Annotated in this window: 13 protein-coding genes; 8 read left to right on the plus strand and 5 right to left on the minus strand. The window is 45.1% G+C overall.

The genetic code is table 11. The features are described from left to right. Window positions 1–204 precede the first annotated feature (204 nt). On the minus strand, window positions 205–510 hold the full coding sequence (locus tag Q0C15_RS00590; protein ID WP_297214940.1) for an L-rhamnose mutarotase: 306 nt from the start codon (window positions 508–510) through the stop codon (window positions 205–207). Between the two features lie 225 nt (window positions 511–735). On the opposite strand from Q0C15_RS00590, the gene Q0C15_RS00595 reads away from it, so the two are divergent. After that, complete coding sequence (locus tag Q0C15_RS00595; protein ID WP_297214942.1) at window positions 736–1,104, plus strand: DUF2004 domain-containing protein; 369 nt, start codon at window positions 736–738, stop codon at window positions 1,102–1,104. Between the two features lie 37 nt (window positions 1,105–1,141). Here the strand turns inward: Q0C15_RS00595 and Q0C15_RS00600 are convergent, their stop codons facing one another. After that, entirely contained in the window at window positions 1,142–2,011 is an 870-nt protein-coding gene (locus tag Q0C15_RS00600) for a phospholipase D-like domain-containing protein (RefSeq protein ID WP_297214944.1), read from the minus strand. A 151-nt stretch (window positions 2,012–2,162) separates the two neighbouring features. Between Q0C15_RS00600 and Q0C15_RS00605 the strand changes: the two genes are divergently transcribed. The 3 genes from Q0C15_RS00605 (at window position 2,163) to Q0C15_RS00615 (ending at window position 7,642) form a co-directional block, all read left to right on the plus strand. Then, on the plus strand, window positions 2,163–6,179 hold the full coding sequence (locus Q0C15_RS00605; RefSeq protein WP_297214946.1) for a thermopsin family protease: 4,017 nt from the start codon (window positions 2,163–2,165) through the stop codon (window positions 6,177–6,179). Window positions 6,180–6,253: 74 nt separating this feature from the next. After that, complete coding sequence (locus tag Q0C15_RS00610) at window positions 6,254–6,916, plus strand: TIGR00266 family protein (protein WP_297214948.1); 663 nt, start codon at window positions 6,254–6,256, stop codon at window positions 6,914–6,916. Window positions 6,917–7,006: 90 nt separating this feature from the next. Then, window positions 7,007–7,642: a trans-aconitate 2-methyltransferase gene (locus tag Q0C15_RS00615; protein ID WP_297214950.1), complete on the plus strand. Its 636-nt coding sequence runs from the start codon at window positions 7,007–7,009 to the stop codon at window positions 7,640–7,642. Between the two features lie 53 nt (window positions 7,643–7,695). On the opposite strand, the gene Q0C15_RS00620 is transcribed toward Q0C15_RS00615, so the two are convergent. Then, entirely contained in the window at window positions 7,696–8,763 is a 1,068-nt protein-coding gene (locus Q0C15_RS00620; RefSeq protein ID WP_367181923.1) for a glucose 1-dehydrogenase, read from the minus strand. A 91-nt stretch (window positions 8,764–8,854) separates the two neighbouring features. Here Q0C15_RS00620 and Q0C15_RS00625 point away from each other — a divergent pair, with 91 nt between their 5' ends. After that, window positions 8,855–10,663: a DNA/RNA helicase domain-containing protein gene (locus Q0C15_RS00625; protein WP_297214954.1), complete on the plus strand. Its 1,809-nt coding sequence runs from the start codon at window positions 8,855–8,857 to the stop codon at window positions 10,661–10,663. A gap of 219 nt (window positions 10,664–10,882) precedes the next feature. Here the strand turns inward: Q0C15_RS00625 and Q0C15_RS00630 are convergent, their stop codons facing one another. Beyond that, window positions 10,883–11,086, minus strand: a complete 204-nt coding sequence (locus Q0C15_RS00630) for a hypothetical protein (RefSeq protein ID WP_297214956.1) — start codon at window positions 11,084–11,086, stop codon at window positions 10,883–10,885. Here Q0C15_RS00630 and Q0C15_RS00635 point away from each other — a divergent pair. Continuing rightward, window positions 11,061–11,690, plus strand: a complete 630-nt coding sequence (locus tag Q0C15_RS00635; protein ID WP_297214984.1) for a transposase — start codon at window positions 11,061–11,063, stop codon at window positions 11,688–11,690. The two genes, Q0C15_RS00630 and Q0C15_RS00635, sit on opposite strands and share 26 nt — an antisense overlap. Before the next feature lie 7 nt (window positions 11,691–11,697). Next, on the plus strand, window positions 11,698–12,660 hold the full coding sequence (locus tag Q0C15_RS00640; RefSeq protein ID WP_297214958.1) for a radical SAM protein: 963 nt from the start codon (window positions 11,698–11,700) through the stop codon (window positions 12,658–12,660). 229 nt (window positions 12,661–12,889) lie between these two features. On the opposite strand, the gene Q0C15_RS00645 is transcribed toward Q0C15_RS00640, so the two are convergent. After that, a complete protein-coding gene (locus Q0C15_RS00645; RefSeq protein WP_297214960.1) occupies window positions 12,890–15,991 on the minus strand; it encodes a S41 family peptidase in 3,102 nt (1,033 codons plus the stop codon). Between the two features lie 102 nt (window positions 15,992–16,093). Here Q0C15_RS00645 and Q0C15_RS00650 point away from each other — a divergent pair. Further along, a partial coding sequence (locus Q0C15_RS00650) for a GTPase (RefSeq protein ID WP_297214961.1) occupies window positions 16,094–16,974 on the plus strand: 881 nt, incomplete at its 3' end.

Consider the following 16,974-nt stretch of genomic DNA (forward strand, 5'->3'; position numbering starts at 1 on the left):
GCATGAACTGTGGATTCGAGCTCAATGCGGACTTGAATGCCTCAAGGAACATCGAAGTGCTCGGTACATCTGAGTACTTCAGGCTGCTGTCAGCCAGCCGATCGCTACGGTTCAATGAAACCTCACTCACGGGTGGAGGGGAGATCAGCAACAAGCTCCGAAGCTTCAGCGAGGAGTAGCTGACAGTTCTGAATTTCGCATGATCTATGGGAGATAGAACACCTCGTCCATACCCTTTGAGGTTCTTCTCTCGCTCGGCGTAATTATTATGTCGCTCATATATTCTTGCCATTTCCTGTTCACATCACTATCATTTATTATGCGCAGGGTACGATCAACGTCATCGCATTCCCAGCATCCGAAAATATCCTGATTTTCAATGAAAATTGAATAGTTTCTTACGCCGGAATTCTTGAGAAGATCCAGCATTTCAGGCCACACGTTCTGATGCCTTATTCTGTATTCGAGTTCCTTTCCCTCCCTTATTTTTAGATGGAATGCATATTTCATATTTCCCTATCATCAAATATGATAAATATCAATCACCGGACGTTTCCATCCTTTTTCTGAGAAGAGGATAATGAAGAGTACGATCTTTTGATGCCCATATCCTGAGACGTATGAGATTTATGCAGGAGAAGCGTTTCCTTATTGATTTCCAATTATAAATTTCAATATCATGATCGATTTCGTATCATGCATAAACTATTTAACCGATGTTCTTGTAAGCTGAGCATGCAGAAAGGATTGGAAATAGCATTTCAGACCGTCCATGGACTGGATGAAGAGCTCGTCAAGGCACTGGCCGGGATAACGGCTCACGAATTTAGCGATTTGAATATTGACTACAATATTTTCCTAGTGACACTTGGGAATCAGAAATTTTTCAGAATACTGTTTCTTTCCAAGAAATTGACAGATCTTCATCCTGAGGAAAGAAAGAAGGTTAGGGAGAAATTCGATCAAAATTCGAGAATGCAGTATCGGGATCTGATGGTTAAGTATCACAATCTGATGCAAGATGGAAAGATACCTGATAAATCAATAAAGGAGGTACACGAGGAATATGACCTGTGGGAAGATCCAATATGGCAATACATATGAAGGGAACGATCAGATCTTCATCATGCCATTTTTGCTGCTAAAGTTTTATAGATATCTTCCAGTCTTTACTGAAGGCACGCTTTACCTTTCTCTTCGATAGGAATCCATCGAATATTATCCCTACTTCCCTGTTTTTGTTCAAGGAAGTAGAGCTGAAATTCTCAGATCCTATGAAGATCCTGTCCCCGTATATCATCTTGGCATGCATGTATCGTTCGTTGACAGGCATCAACCTGATCCTGAGTCCGGCCCTCTTCAATTCCATAAGCCGCTGCCTGTCCTCGGAACTTATGGAAGATGGAAGTATCATTTTTATGCGCTTCCTCTTCTTCAACGCATCCAGTACAGCAGGATCATCGCCCATCTCTTCTGTTTCGATGAATTTTGCCCTTTTTATCAATGCGCAGATGATCCTCTCCGATCCGGGCGATATCACAAGATCACGAGGCATTCTTATCCTTTTTGTACCTGCATCATTCCAGTCGGCGAGAAACAGCGCCCTTAAGGCCCTTCTTATTCTTCTGTCTTTCGATATATAGATGTATTCTCTGTTCTTGCTGAAGGATGCATCCGATGCATTTGCTGTTCCTATCATTGCGGCCTTTTCGCTGACCATATATTTCGCGTGGTCAAATACTCCGGGCGAGTCGAACTGTCTTGGGGCCATTTTGTAATTTAATCCGTAATTCTTTATCGCATCCGATTCCTGGCTCACATTTGCCTCCCCGTATGGGCGACCATCATAGATTATCCTGACGTCAACTTTCTTCCTTTTCTTTTCCTTCAAAGCGCTGAGTATCTGATCATTGTCAATCAGATAGAAATTAGCGTATATGAACTTCCTGGCCTTTCTTATCATATCTATTACAGGACCGATTCCATCGTCTGGCTCAACAATTATCTTCATGGATGCTTTGACATGACGGCGTCATACAAAATAGTTCCATGTCGGACACCGATACAACAAATTGAATAATATCGCTATTTCAGTTCAGATACGTATAAAAGTTACATATCATTTTTTCATAATATTTTTTAAACATATGCCATGTTTCTGAATGATGAACCAAAGAAAGATAGTTCTGCTGACAGTCATTGTGGCTGTCATCGCTGTGACAGGTTTCTTGGGTGTGAATTTTGCCTTCAATGGTGCATCGAATATATCGACGCATAGAATCGCCAGCAGCCCAGAAAAAGCAGAGCCGGTGAAACAGTTACCCACCAGCATGCTTAAACCAGTGAATAATTATCTTTATCTTCCAGCAAAGTACCATAGATTTCTGTATCAGAATGGGACTGTTGAACCACTGTACACGCAATCACCTGCCCCGATGGGTATAGGTTTCTTCGGCCTTGAAAACATGTCAGGTACACTGATTGGAAACAATTACTATGCATCCAGCTTTGAAGCCGTTATTGATATTAACAATCTTAGCGTCTTCAATCTTGCAGATGACGCACCTTCATCTCTCACATTCCAGCTCAACACCGTTACCGCAAACACCACGCTGTTCGGAAATTCATCCTATACATTCTGGACTCAGAACGTGGCTACATACTCCGTAAGAACCCATGAAATAAGCTTCGTGGATAATATCTGGAATTTCAGCAGTCCAGGTGCAGAGGTGACAAGCAACGCGATACTCAACTCAACCGGAACCATATATCCATATCCAGGAGTTCACATAGCGCTTGGTCCAACATTCTATCTTCCAACACCCTTCACCCTCTTGCTCTATATGAACACCTCAGAGATCAATGGCAATAACGTCTTCTATTTCAACTATTCCATACCGACGATAGGTGTTAGTGGCACATATGATCGCGTGACGTTCAACTCCACTTATGGCATGCCGCCAGCTTACAAAGCGCCACCTTCCTATTTCAGAGTAAGCGGTACCCAGCTTAATCCGGCCGGACTTCTCTATGATGCTGAGATAATGATGGGAGGGCCGGGCGGAGGATCGACGACGACGATCACCGATATCAACGGGATAATGCAGCTGAAATACATCTCTGCGACCAATCCGATGCATTCTTCCGCACCACATCCACAACCATCACCGGCAGGTAAGCCCGCTGTTCCCAAATCGTATGCTAACGTTCCAAATGCATTCGATTTCGGAACAGATACTGGAGAAACGTCCGTTGGTGCTGCCGTAGCATGGAATTCTCAGGATCAGGCAATCCTAAGTACAGGCCCGTCGCTTCTGTATGGTATGTGGAATGTTTCTTCAGCTAAGATCATGGATCATTTCACTGGAGATGTGAGTCCAAGCAACGCGTTTCTGTTTATAAGCCCAGGCAACGTCGTGAATTACAGTCAGGCAGGCTATGTTCCGTTGACGGCTTCAGGTTCATACAGCTTCTGGCTCCCAGCTGGAGAATATGCGGCTCTGGCCCTGCTCAGCGATCACCGAGCACAGGCACAGATGCTGTCCTCATCCAACACGTTTGTACTCCCACTGGATATGTCGGCTGGTCTGTACACTCCGCTTATGGCTGTTAACAATAACCAGGTCAGGAATATATCCATGTCTGGTAACGGTTCTGTATCTGATCCTTACGTTCTCTTCAACAATGAATATGGATACATTAGCCCGCTCTTTGGAGAGATAAACGATTACTCATATCCACAGTTTGCCGGCGTTATGCTAATGAATACTTCGGCCTATGTAATGGCTTCCAGCATGCCGACATTACCGGTTTTGTATCAGGGCATATTCCAGGACTATGCACTCTTCGAGGGAATGATTCCGTACAATTATCTTGGTTACTGGATTTTCCAATCCTCACATTTCATCCTCAGGGACAGCCAGATAACTGGCTGGTTCACAGCTTATGATAGTGGAGAGCCATTGGCCAATGTGGTCTTCTGGAATACTTCGGACTCACTCATCTCCTCCAATGTCTTCATGTCCATGGATTCCTCTGCACTGATATATGGAGGGTCAAATAATACAGTATGGGGCAACTACTTTGTGAACTCTCCCACGCTGGCCAATGCGAAGCTTGAGCAGGCATGGAATCTCTGGGGTGAGCCTCTGGGACTTGCCGTATACTCTTCAAACAACACCATATACAATAATTTCTTCTCCACGGAGATCACTGCCATAAGCCCATCCATCAGCATATACAGCGGAAATCCCGCCATGTATACTGACATGTGGAACATCACAGTGCAGTCGGCCACCAACGTTCATATGTTTGATGGGCAGATTCTTACAGGCAGTATAGTGGGTGGAAATTACCAGGGAGGTAACTTCTGGTATAATTTCAATGGAACTGTTCCGTACAATGATGACGGGATGATCGAATACGGCGGGGACTATGAACCGCTCAATCTCATAGACCTGAAGCCAGCCAATTCAGTCACACTGAATGGAAATGTACCTTACCTGATGACCTCTCCGTATTTCCAGCGGTATCTACTCAATCTTGGGCCAGTCAATCCAGATGATGTCATAAATGTGACGCTTTATCTCAACCTGACAAACCTCAGCAATCTTGAACAGTTCGTATCCGCGGTGAATTCTCCGATGAGTCCATACTTCCATGACTATCTCACGCCTCAGGAATTCATGGCAGATTATTATCCATCAGAGTCTCAGATCATGCAGGTGGAAGCATATTATTCCAATATGGGCTTCAAGGTCTGGTCATACAGTTATGCTCCTCTTGTCATAGTGCTTCATGGAACGGTTGGAATGTTTGAGAGGGCCTTTGGTACAGTATTATTCAACTACGAGTTCACTTATCCAGGGGGCAGCGGTGCGGTATTCATGACCAATACTGCCAATCCATATATACCGGCGCAGTTCTCCGGCCTCATAATGCATGTCTACGGCCTGAGCTATTCAAGTGAAGCCCTATTGAGTATTAAGAATAGGCAGGATATCAAGACAGAGATATCGAATACAGCATTGGTTCCAACCAGCGGAATAAAAGGTTCCAGCAGTCTCCTAACGCCGGTTCACCTCGCAGAATTCTACAACGTTACAGGACTTGAGAATATGGGATTCACAGGCCACGGTATCAAGATAGGAATACTGGGCGTCGGCGAATCAGCAAATATGAGCGCGATCTCCATGTTCTGGGATGAGTATGGAATACACAATCCGCAGGTCGTCTTTGTCAATCTTACGCCCAATGGAAAAAACCCATATCCAGAGGGTGTTGAGGCGGATCTTGATGTTGAGTGGTCTGGGGCCATGGCGCCAAATGCCACCATCTACGATGTGATGCAGCCATTCAATTTGACTGGAATAGGTGACAATGCTGTAAACCTTGAGATCTACTACATGCTGAATGTAATACATCCTCAGATAATATCTGGTAGCTGGGCAGAATTACAGTTCCACCATGATGCTGGATTTGCACAGATATACAACTTAATAGGACTGCAGGCAGCAGCAGAGGGTACGACAATATTCCTTGGATCCGCTGACAGCCACAGTATTTACTATCTAACAGTCATGGCATCGGAATACATTGTGTCCGTTGGAGGCGTATATCCAGTTCTTAACCAGTCTGGATACATCGTCGGACAGTACGCATGGTATCAGCCTGAATTCAGCTGGTATGGTGGCCCTGTCGGATCAGGAGGAGGTAACAGTTTCTTCTTCGCTAGGCCAACATATCAGAGCTCAGAGCTGATAGTTGTACCATCAACGTTCACCAACCGGGGTCAGCCTGATATTGCCATGCCGGCAGCGAAGATGGTATTTGCATTCAAGCATTACTTTGGTGTTGCTGGAGGGACGAGTTTCGCCACCCCAATATCCGCTGGGATATTTGCAGATATAGAATCAGCATTCGTGTACGCTGATGGATCTGTGGGATACTTCGGATGGATACAACCCGCGCTCTACGATCTCGGATATGGAAACGAATTCGGTCTGCCAGCGTACTACATGGTGAATTACGTGCAGCCTTATCCCAACATGGTGGGGAATGGCTACCTTGGACAGGGATGGAATGATTTCGTTGGCATCGGATCGTTCAATGCGTTCAACATGACAGTGGATCTGGAGAATTACTATCTTTATACAATGCTCATAGCTTACGGGCTGTGAACAGTATTTCAAATTTTTTATACACATCTTTTTTATAAGAACAAAAATTTAATAATTATTTTACATCTCATCGTATGGTAGATTATGAGATTCAGGGTACAGATGTTCAGTATCTGAAGGCAAAGCTTTCCGATGGTGAATCAGTTTATGTTGAACCGGGCCATTTGATATACAAGGATCGATCCTCAAGGCTTGATGTCAGAGCTGGAGGACTCCGAGGTGTTTTCTCACACATGCTTGGCGGTTCCGCCGTTTTTCTTCTGAAGGTCGATGGGCCTGGTGAGATAGCCTCTGCAGGGTTTTTGCCCGGAAAGATACACCGGATCGATCTGAAAGGAAATGGTATCATCGCAGAGTTCAATGCGTTTCTATGCATGGATTCTGGAATTCAGTATTCGACTAAGTTCGCAGGTATATGGCAGGGGCTTCTCGGTGGCGAGGGTCTGTTCCTTGAGCATTTCAGCGGAAGCGGATCCATATTTCTACACGGCCATGGGCAGGTTATAGAGAAGGATCTTGGCCCTGGTGACGAGATAAATGTCGAGCTCAGCCATGTGCTTGCTTTCGACGACTCCGTTCAATACAATGTAGAGCGTATAGGTGGTCTTCGAACGATGATACTCGGTGGTCTGGAAGGTGAGGGTCTGTTCTTTGCCCACATGCGAGGCCCTGGGAGGGTCTGGATACATTCCATATCGCTCTTCCAGCTTGCCGCTAAGCTGATCGTGAAGCAGTGATCATCATCCCCTTATTTTTTGACCATTTTATCTTTAAAGGCAACTATCGCATGAACAAGAGTATTATGGATCATATCATTAGGTGTATGGATGCCCGATCCAGACTATGGAGTGTATCATCATTCGTCCAGGGAAGATTCGGAGAAACTGCGTTCATTGGCCAGGGTCATGTTTGTGGAGGCGTTCAGGAAGATCGGAATGGATGAGGATGCAAACATTAGAATAGTCGATATTGGTTGTGGCCTTGGTTTCCTTACGGTACTCTGCGCTACATACTTTAAGAATGCGAGGATAACTGCGATAGACACGTTTTCCGATCAATCGATAACGGATAATTCCAAAGAAAGACTTATGGATAATCTGAAGATAGCTGGGGTCTACGATCGAGTTGCCATCGTCGAGGCTGATATTACCAAGAGCATTCGCGTGGATGATAAATTTGACCTAGCTGTATCAAACCTGGTGCTGCACAATACGGGAAGGCATAGGTTCGATGTCTACAGGAACGTGAGGGATATACTCAGGTGCGGGAGCTACTTCATAGATGCCGATGGCTTCATAAGGAAAGGAATCTCATCCATTCTGGTGGATCCGTTCAGAAGAGATATGTCGAAGATATCGAACATTTTTGAACCTGAATTTGCGATGGAACCAAGGGACCAGAAAAAGAATGCGGCATGGCGATATATTCTGGTCGGTCTCAGATCAAAATGCAGCGATGTCTGATGATTTAACATTTAATATTTTCTGATGCAGATAGTAGGATATCTACTGAATCTTCACCAGAGTATCTTTGTCTTTATCTCTCCTGGAATTCTGTTTTCAAGAACATTGAGTACTGATTTCTGGTCAGATATATTCACGGACCTTGTGATAAAATGAGATGTGGTGAAAGGATACTGAGTCTTCCATTGCACAAGATGATTCATTGCCATCTCGAAGTGGGGCTTCTGGCCATTGATCAGTCCGGTGATGGATATTGATCTGTAAACTAAGGACTGCAGATCAACAGTGGATAGGGACAGCGTACCCGATTGAGTGAACCCGAAGAGCCCAAGGAAACCATTATTCTTCAGCCTCCTTATCGCATATTCAATGACAGAGGCGTCCGATCCTGAGGCTTCTATCACACCGTCATATTTCTCGTCGCCGCGGTGCACAGACGTGTTGACGAATTTCAGGCCGACCTCCTCGAATATCCTTGTTTCCACATCGGTGGGTTCACGCCTGTTTGCTATACTAACATCGAAGCCATAGGTCTTCAGGAGCATTGAGATAAGGATCCCGATAGTTCCCGTACCGGTCACAAGCATTTTCCTACAGCCGTAAGTCGCATCCATGCATCTCCAGTGCAGCCTGCCCTGAACATCGATCATCTCCGCAATTGACTTTTCAAGATCCGATAGGGGCTGTGCCATTATGGCTATGTCCCTTATCTGCGGTGGAACCGGAACAAGATAGTTCGGATCGTCATATATATACTCGCGCATGAAGCCATGCATCCCCTTGATGCCTGCCTCCACAAAATCGCCTGTCTCGCAGAAATCAGCACGGCCGTTCAGGCAGTTGATGCATTTATTGCATCCACGCCTGTTGATGGGCATCACAATCGTCCCTCTCTTCAGATTGTCAGTATCATCCTCAAGTATGCCCAATGCTTCATGGCCTAGTACAAGGAAATCGTAATTCTCTGGGACAGTCGCAGCTGACATCAGGCCTTTCACTATCTCCCTGTCGGTACCGCATATTCCGTTTTCAATTATTCTTACCTTCATTCCCCTCTCTTCAATCTCAACGTCCTCTACCCTGGCTCCAGCCCCAGGAGGCCTTACGGTGATCGCCTTCATAGTTGAGTGATCTCTCCATAGAATATACGCCATACTATAGTTACTTTACTGGGCGCGTTAATGTTTTTATTTAAGAATTCGTTATATTTCAATGAGCCTTCCCCTTCTTATCAATCAATATGACAAGCCCGAGGATATGGTAAGCGATCTCAGTAAGGCGATTATCCACTATTATGGAGATGGACCGTCCCCAGAAGAGAAGAGCGCTTGGACTTTTTTAGGAAAGAATATAATAGAAATGAAGCTGGATTATCCAATCCTGGTTGAGATCCCTCTCTTTGGACTCGAGCGTGCAGATCTCATCGCAGTTGACACGAGGAATGCGATCATCGTAGAGGCGAAAGGATGGAGAAATGTTAAACGAATAAGCGATATGGTTGTTCTGGCTGATAATGCTTATCACATAGACCCATGCTATCAACTGAATAATTATGTTTCAAAGATGAAGTTTTTCCATACCTCTGGAAAGATTGTCAATTACACGGGGATTTTGTATATGTACAATCATCCTGAGTATAAGTCCGATTCCTGTAAAATAGCGTATAGCGAAGAGGATCTTATAAAGGAAATAAGAAGGATTGGCAAGCCCGGAGGAAAGGAGGATATTGACACAATAGTCGCTGGAAGATTCACCATAAGCGATGATCTCATAGATATAATAATAAAGAATGGGAACAGTATCATCAGGGACGCTTCCTTAACGCTTTTGTCAAAGGGCTATGGCCTGAGCGAGGAGCAGGCCATGATCATGCACAGAGTGCAAGATGCACTCAAAAACAGGGAGAATAAAACATTTCTGATAAAGGGTGAGAGCGGTTCCGGGAAAACTCTGTTAGCCCTTCAGCTTCTCCTCGATGCCATTAAAAATGGATACAAAGCGTTGCTTGCATACAGAAACAACAGGCTCCTGAACACCATGCGGCAGGTTCTTAATCTTAATGCTGGCAGCGTTAACATAAGTTCCCTCATACAGTACTATTCAACAGGAAGAGGAGTGGGTATAGGAGAACGGAATTTCGATGCTTCCAGATACAGCAATATGGATCTGATAATCTACGACGAGGCGCAGAGGATGACTCAGGATGTTATTAAGATGACGCAATCCAGGTCAAATGTTAAGGTCTACTTCTACGATGACTCGCAGATACTCATTGGGGACGAAGCGGGGACTCAAGACAACTTCAGGCGGTACTGCACGAACACAACCGAGATGCATCTCACCGGTTCGTTCAGGATTTCTAGAAGCTATCTGCAGCTTGTGCGTCATATACTATGGAATGAGAAGCCGCCTGACACTCTGAACTATGAGATCAATCTGTTCGACAACATATCGAATCTTATCGAAGATCTGAGAAAAAAACATACTGATGGAAACAAGATAGGACTACTTTGTGCATTCACAGAATCCAAAGGAGATAAGAAAAATCCGACCAGCGTTCAGAACAGACGTATCGGATACCCTCTCCCGTCCAACTTCGATTTGTATAAAAATTCAGGTCTAGATATTTATTGGCTTATGGATGAAAAGACAGAATATCCAAGATACTGGAGGGGTGAACTAGACCCTCTGAAGTACTGCGCCTCGGTATATGGCGCCCAGGGGTTCGAAGCAGATTACATCGGGCTTGTATGGGGCAGGGATCTTGTCTGGAGAAACGATTGGAAGATCAACGCAGACGCAATAACTGATACTATAGGCAATAATTATTCGCTGAAAAGAATGGCCAAAAAAGACAATGATGTTGCGATGACACTGATAAGAAACCGTTACTATACTCTTATGACAAGAGGAATTCGCGGGATAGATCTGTTCTTCGAAGATCAGCAGACGGGACAGCACATAAAGGATGTTATAGATAGGATAAGAAAAGATGCGATTATGGGGTATGATAAGCTTTAAGCGGCTCTATATACCATAAAACACATGTCCTTAGATCTGATAGTACTGAATTTGGATAGCCATTTACTTCTTTGCAGGAACATATCCGATCAGATCGTTGATGCCATTATCACAGGTGGGCTGAATATAAGCCATCGTCCTTCATAATCCTTGGGTACATTTTCTATGCGAACCGTCACACGGTGAATGTGGCATATGATATCTCACGAAGAGATGGTTTCATAAGTACCAGCCGATGATAGAAAGAAGATAAGCGTCAAATACCTGACATACTCTTCTCGCTGAAGCTTCGGAGGTTCCGGCGTCTCCGTCGTTACCATAGAAGAAGCCATTATCCGCAGAGAACTCCGTTGGCATCGATCTAGGCATCGAAAAATTTGCAACCTTATCGAATGGTATAGCAATAGAGAATCCAAGGTTCATAAAGAAGGTAGAGAAGAGGATAAGACGATTACAAAGACAGTTATCAAGAAAGCAGAAAGGATCCAACAACAGGAATAAGCATGTACTTAAATTACAGAAGGAGTACATGAATCTTAAAGACATGCGGGAGGACTTCTATGACAAGGTATCTACTGCGATAGCCAAGCAGTACGATACCATCGTCATCGAAGATCTCAACGTACAGGGAATGATGCAGAACCACCATATTGCAAAGAGTCTGAGTGATGTTTCCTTCTATTCCTTCAAACAAAAGCTTCTCTACAAGGCAGAGAAGTATGGTAAAAACATTATCGAAATAGGAAGGTTCGATCCATCATCTAAGATATGTTCAAGATGCGGTAACATAAAGCATGATCTGAAGCTATCAGATCGCATATATCATTGTGATGTATGCGGATTAACGATCGACAGGGATCACAACGCATCAAAAAATATAAGGAAAATAGGATTGATAAAAGTAGGATCGGTGCGATCCGAACTTACGCCTGTGGAGATCGCAACTTCGGGCTTGTACGGAATATATCCATACAGGCAGATGTCGGTCGTTGAAGCAGGAAGCTCCGATGCTTTAGCTGAGAGGTAGCTCACATATGGAAGATCTTAGCAGCATAGTGTTCGGTCCGGTTCCATCCAGGCGGCTTGGGAGGAGCCTGGGCGTCAACAATATCCCTCCAAAATTGTGTTCCTACTCCTGCGTTTACTGCCAGCTTGGAAGAACCTTATCATATTCAATAGAGAGAAGGCAGTTCTATGATCCAAAGGATCTGGTTGATGCAGTATCCAGAAAAGTTGAAGAGATAGAATCCAGAGGAGAAAGGATCGATTACATAACCTTCGTTCCTGACGGGGAGCCCACACTCGATGTAAATCTCGGAAAGGAAATAGACGGAGTCAAAGGCCTTGGTATAAAAACTGCAGTTATAAGCAATTCCTCGCTCATATCGCTTGAGGAGGTCAGATCCGATCTCTCCGAATCTGACTGGGTTTCCCTTAAGATTGATGAACTTGATCCAAAGAGATGGATAAGAATAAACAGGCCGTACGGTAGCACAAAGCTTGATGATATCCTGGAAGGAATCAGGTCTTTCTCTGCGGAATATGGAGGATATCTGGCAACGGAAACAATGCTTGTCAAGGGAATACAGGATGCCGGTGATATAGAGATGATTGCGGATTTCATCAACTCACTTGAATCGGTAAAGAGATCCTACATTGCCGTACCAACGCGACCTCCGGCTGAAATATGGGTAGCACCGCCAGACGAAGATTTCATAAACACGGCGTTCCAGATATTCTCCGAAATTCTTGGGTCTGATAAGGTTGAATACCTGATAGGTTATGAGGGGGATGATTTTTCGGTAGCGAGTGATGTCATCACCAGCCTGCTTAGCATAACATCTGTGCATCCCATGAAAAAGGAGGCGATAGAGAAGGCGCTTGCGGAAAAAGGATATGAATGGAGCGTGTTCGAAAAGCTGGTCAATGATAAAAGGGTGGTGGAGCTGAAATACAGGGGAGAGACCTACTTCATGAGGAAAATACGTACGCGATGAAGACAGATCCATTATCTGCAGCACATCTAACATGCAAGATCTTATACTAAATACGTCTTTTATTGACGAAAAACGAAAAATGGACAGAGCTTCAACTTATGTTTTTTCCGACCATATGAACCCGATCGCTTTGAGGCATTCAATATAAATGCCATGATCACAGGCTTGGAAATATTGCGATCATGGCACGCGCGTCTTTTGAATTCAAACATTCTGTTGCATACTCAGATCAAGAGGGGCGCTCTGGAAGTTCTTCGCTCCATGATTTGAGATCCTCCATCAGGCTATCGATCGCGTAGTCGATCTGCGGGTCAACGCCCTTGATGTAGTGATCCGGCCTGTATTCAACTTCGATGTCCGGATCTACTCCATAGTTCTCCACGCCGAAACCAGTGTCTCTGAACCAGAAGGCATACTCTGGTTGGGAAAGGATAGTACCGTCTATCAGCCTGCGCCTAGGCGATATGCCCACCACGCCTCCCCATGTTCTTGTCCCTATTAGCTTGCCAAGGCCGAGTTTCTTGAAGGAGAAACTGAATATATCGCCGTCCGATCCGGCATACTCGTTTGTTATGGCTATCATCTTCCCCCTGACGGAGTTTGTTGGATACGGGCTCAGGCTCCCTCTTCTGGGATTGTCATAGCCTAGCCTTCTGTTCAGCAGCTTCTCTATTATCAGCTGTGATACGAAGCCTCCGCCGTTGAACCTGACGTCGATTATTAGGCCAGGGTATGAAGCCTCATTTATGAACAGCCTGTAGAACTCATTGAGCCCCATCATCCCCATATCCGGGATATGGACATAGCCTATCTTTCCTCCGCTCCTCTCATGTACGTATCTGCGGTTCTCTTCTACCCATGATCGATATCTTATGAACCTGTCATCATCAAGCACATCGACGAATATTTCTCTAGCATCACTACCGTCTCTGGATATCTTAATCCTTGCGGATGTGCCGGCTTTGGCGGACAGTGCACTGTAGACGCTGTTCTTTGGGCCAACAGGTTCGCCATCGACTTCATCTATCTTGTATCCGATTGGGTTTATGCCATATTCGAATATTGGCGATTTTTCGCCCTCATTGGAAAAATCTCCAGCATAAACCTTTGATATCTCATAGTGATCTTCTTTTAGGATCACATCGCACGCTATTCTGCCGCTACTGAAGGGATCCGCATCGGTGAAAGTTCCACTCATCTCGTAGGAATGAGATGTACGATATTCTCCCTGCATCTCAACTATGACGTTGCTTAAATCGAATCTTGTCCTGCACAGAGGCACCAGCTTTCTGTATTTCTCATATATCCTTTCCGAGATCTCACGCGCAACGGCCTCGTTCCAGTAATTGTCTCTCGCAAGCTTCCAGGATTCATCGTACATCTGCAGAAATTCCTCCTGCCTGCTGGATACGATTGGTCTCCTGTCAGTTTCCAGAGCTTTTTCCTCTTCTGGCTTATCCAGGTTGAAGATGTAGAGCTTCCCGTCATCCTTCCTTATGATCGCGTTTTTTCTATCAAGAGAAAGCCTGAGGTCTGTCAAGTTCCTCTTCAGTTCGGTGACCTTCTTTGTCTTTATGTCGTATCTGCTGAGTACGCCCTTTTCAGGTGCACCCTGATAGTAAGAGGCGTATTCTCCATGAACTGGAACGCTGTACAGAAGGAGGGAGGTCTCCAGCGGTATGATCATTCTGTAGTCTGCTGGTTCCACATTTATCGGGCTGGATCTCCTGTACATTTCGTTCAGATCGTATTCCTTGCCGTCATCAACCAGCGACTGAGGCACAAGCTTTGTGGGATTTGGCAGGCCGGGAATAAGCGGTACGACGAAGGGCTTGGATACAACCTCAAAGCTGAAGTTGAGAACGATCTTGTCAGGACTCGGGTCCAGGCTTCTGTAAGACAGGTAATAGAGGTATTTGGAGTCAGAGTCGAAGGCTGGAGCGTAATCATGCGAATTATCTGTTGTAGCCTGATAAACCGTCTTCTGGGAAAGATCGTACACATGTATAGACTGCATCACATAGCCTCCGGTGCTGTTGTGCTTTAGCGGGAAACTGTAGGCTATGAACCTAGAGTTATCTGATATGGTGAAGTCAGTTATCATGCCCTCATTGCTTCTCTCGATCAGCGTTGAGGCTTTGCTTTCAAGATCGATCATCATAAGTTCGAAGCGATCGTTTGCTACCACAGCGAACTTGCCAGATCTGTCTACTGACATTGCAAATACGTTTCCCAGGTTCTCACCGAATATCTCGCTCTTTCCGTTTCTGTAATCGTATATCCCGAGGAAATCGCCGTCCCTCGTTCCATGGATGAAGGCTATCTTCGTATCCCCAGCCCTCCTGACATATCTCACTCTCAGGGGCTGAGGTACCTTCATCACATAATTGCCCGAGGCATCCTGTATGAACGCCTGTCCTCTGCTTACGAGGGCGATGAGATCCCCATCTAGAATGGAGAAATCTTCAAGAAATTTTGAAGGCACGCTTGTCACTCTGTCCTCCGGGGACTCGACGTCGCCTATCTCTAGCCTTTCAACCTTCTCATCATCCGGTTTAAATATGTATAGGGATCCGCCCATGGAAAAGACTATGCGTTTTCCATCCGTATTAAGATGCCTTGGATAATAATCCCTGAAGTCCGTATGCTTCCTCATATCCTTACCGTCAAGATCGGTAGAATATATCTGGCCGAAGCCTTCCAAATCCGTTATGAAGTATATACGCTGGCCAACGAGGACTGGACTTGATACATGGGTTTCTATGTCTATAATTTTCTTGAATTTACCATCATCGCTCTCGATCCAGATCTTTCCACGTGTTCCGCCCCTGTACCCCTTCCAGTGTGGTAGTTCATATGTGTTTCTGCCGATTATCCTCCTGTTGCCGGCATAGATGATATGCGTGGCTGGACCAAGATTCAACGGTCTGAAATTGAGGCCATCCCCCTCCACAGCATAAAGGTAGGTCATTGATGAGAATGGCTGCATTGCATCCGTTGCAATTATCAGGCCACCGTCTGGATCAAAGCCGGCCACATCTGTAAACATCCTCCTGCCCGTGCTTTTTCCGGCAAAATATGTTATCCGCCTGAGGCTACCGTCAGAAAGATCGTACGTATACAGCTCTGCTGTATTGAGCGAGGCACCTCGCATAACGCGCAAAACTATTCTTTTTCCATCAGGGAAAAACCTGGCGTTATTTATCACCCCAATGCCTGAGACAAGTTTTCTTGTTTCATGGGTGCCTAGATTGTATTCCCAAAGATTATCACAGCATATGAATATAACACTGTTTCCATATATATCTGGATTCAACAAAAGATTCGGCATGCAGGGAATATGCATTTCATCAGTCTTAAAGGTTTTGAAGCTTCATCTCTGATCCGCAAAGAGATATAAACAGGTGGAAAATTAAGGAAGAAAGTAGAATCGATGCCAACAATTGAAGATAGGATAAAGGAGATTGAGGACGAGATCAAGCGAACGCAGTATAACAAGGCAACAGAGCATCATATCGGTCTGTTAAAGGCGAAGATAGCAAAGCTGCAGATGGAGGCCAGTGCAAGGCATGGCGGATCTCATGCAGGATTTGCAGTTCCAAAGTCAGGAGATGCTACCGTTGCACTTGTCGGCTTCCCCAATGTGGGTAAGAGCAGCCTTCTGAACCGCCTCACAAACTCTGACAGCGAGATAGGTGATTACGCCTTCACTACGCTTAAAGCTATTCCGGGTATACTTGAATACAAAGGCGCAGAGATACAGATACTCGATCTCCCAGGCATCATTGAGAATGCATCCTATGGTGCTGGAAGGGGAAGAGAGATACTCAGTGCAGTGCGATCAGCGGATCTGATAGTCATCGTTACCGATGTTCAGGCCGGTGGCATCGATAAGATACTAACTGAGCTTTACAATGCGGGCATCGTCGTGAACAGAAAACGCAGGAACGTGGAGATTAAGAAGACAACTTCCGGCGGAATAAGGCTGCACAAGCCAAAGACCGTTGACATAGATGAGGATTACATAAAGGAGATAATGAAGGAGTTCAAGCTTGTTAATGCTGATGTATACATACGCGAAAATGTGAGCGTCGAAGACATAATAGAAACGCTCCAGGGCCGTTACGTTTACATTCCATCCATCGTGGCCGTTAACAAGATAGACATGAACCCTTCGTTCGATACATCGCAGGTATCGCAGTACGGTGAGGTGTTCAGAGTTTCGGCAAAGACAGGCTACGGAATCGAAAATCTCAAATTCGAGATCGAGCAAATGACAAAAAGCACAATCGAAAAACTCGATTCATCTCAGTC

This window comes from Thermoplasma sp. (genome assembly GCF_023256435.1).
GTDB lineage: Archaea > Thermoplasmatota > Thermoplasmata > Thermoplasmatales > Thermoplasmataceae > Thermoplasma.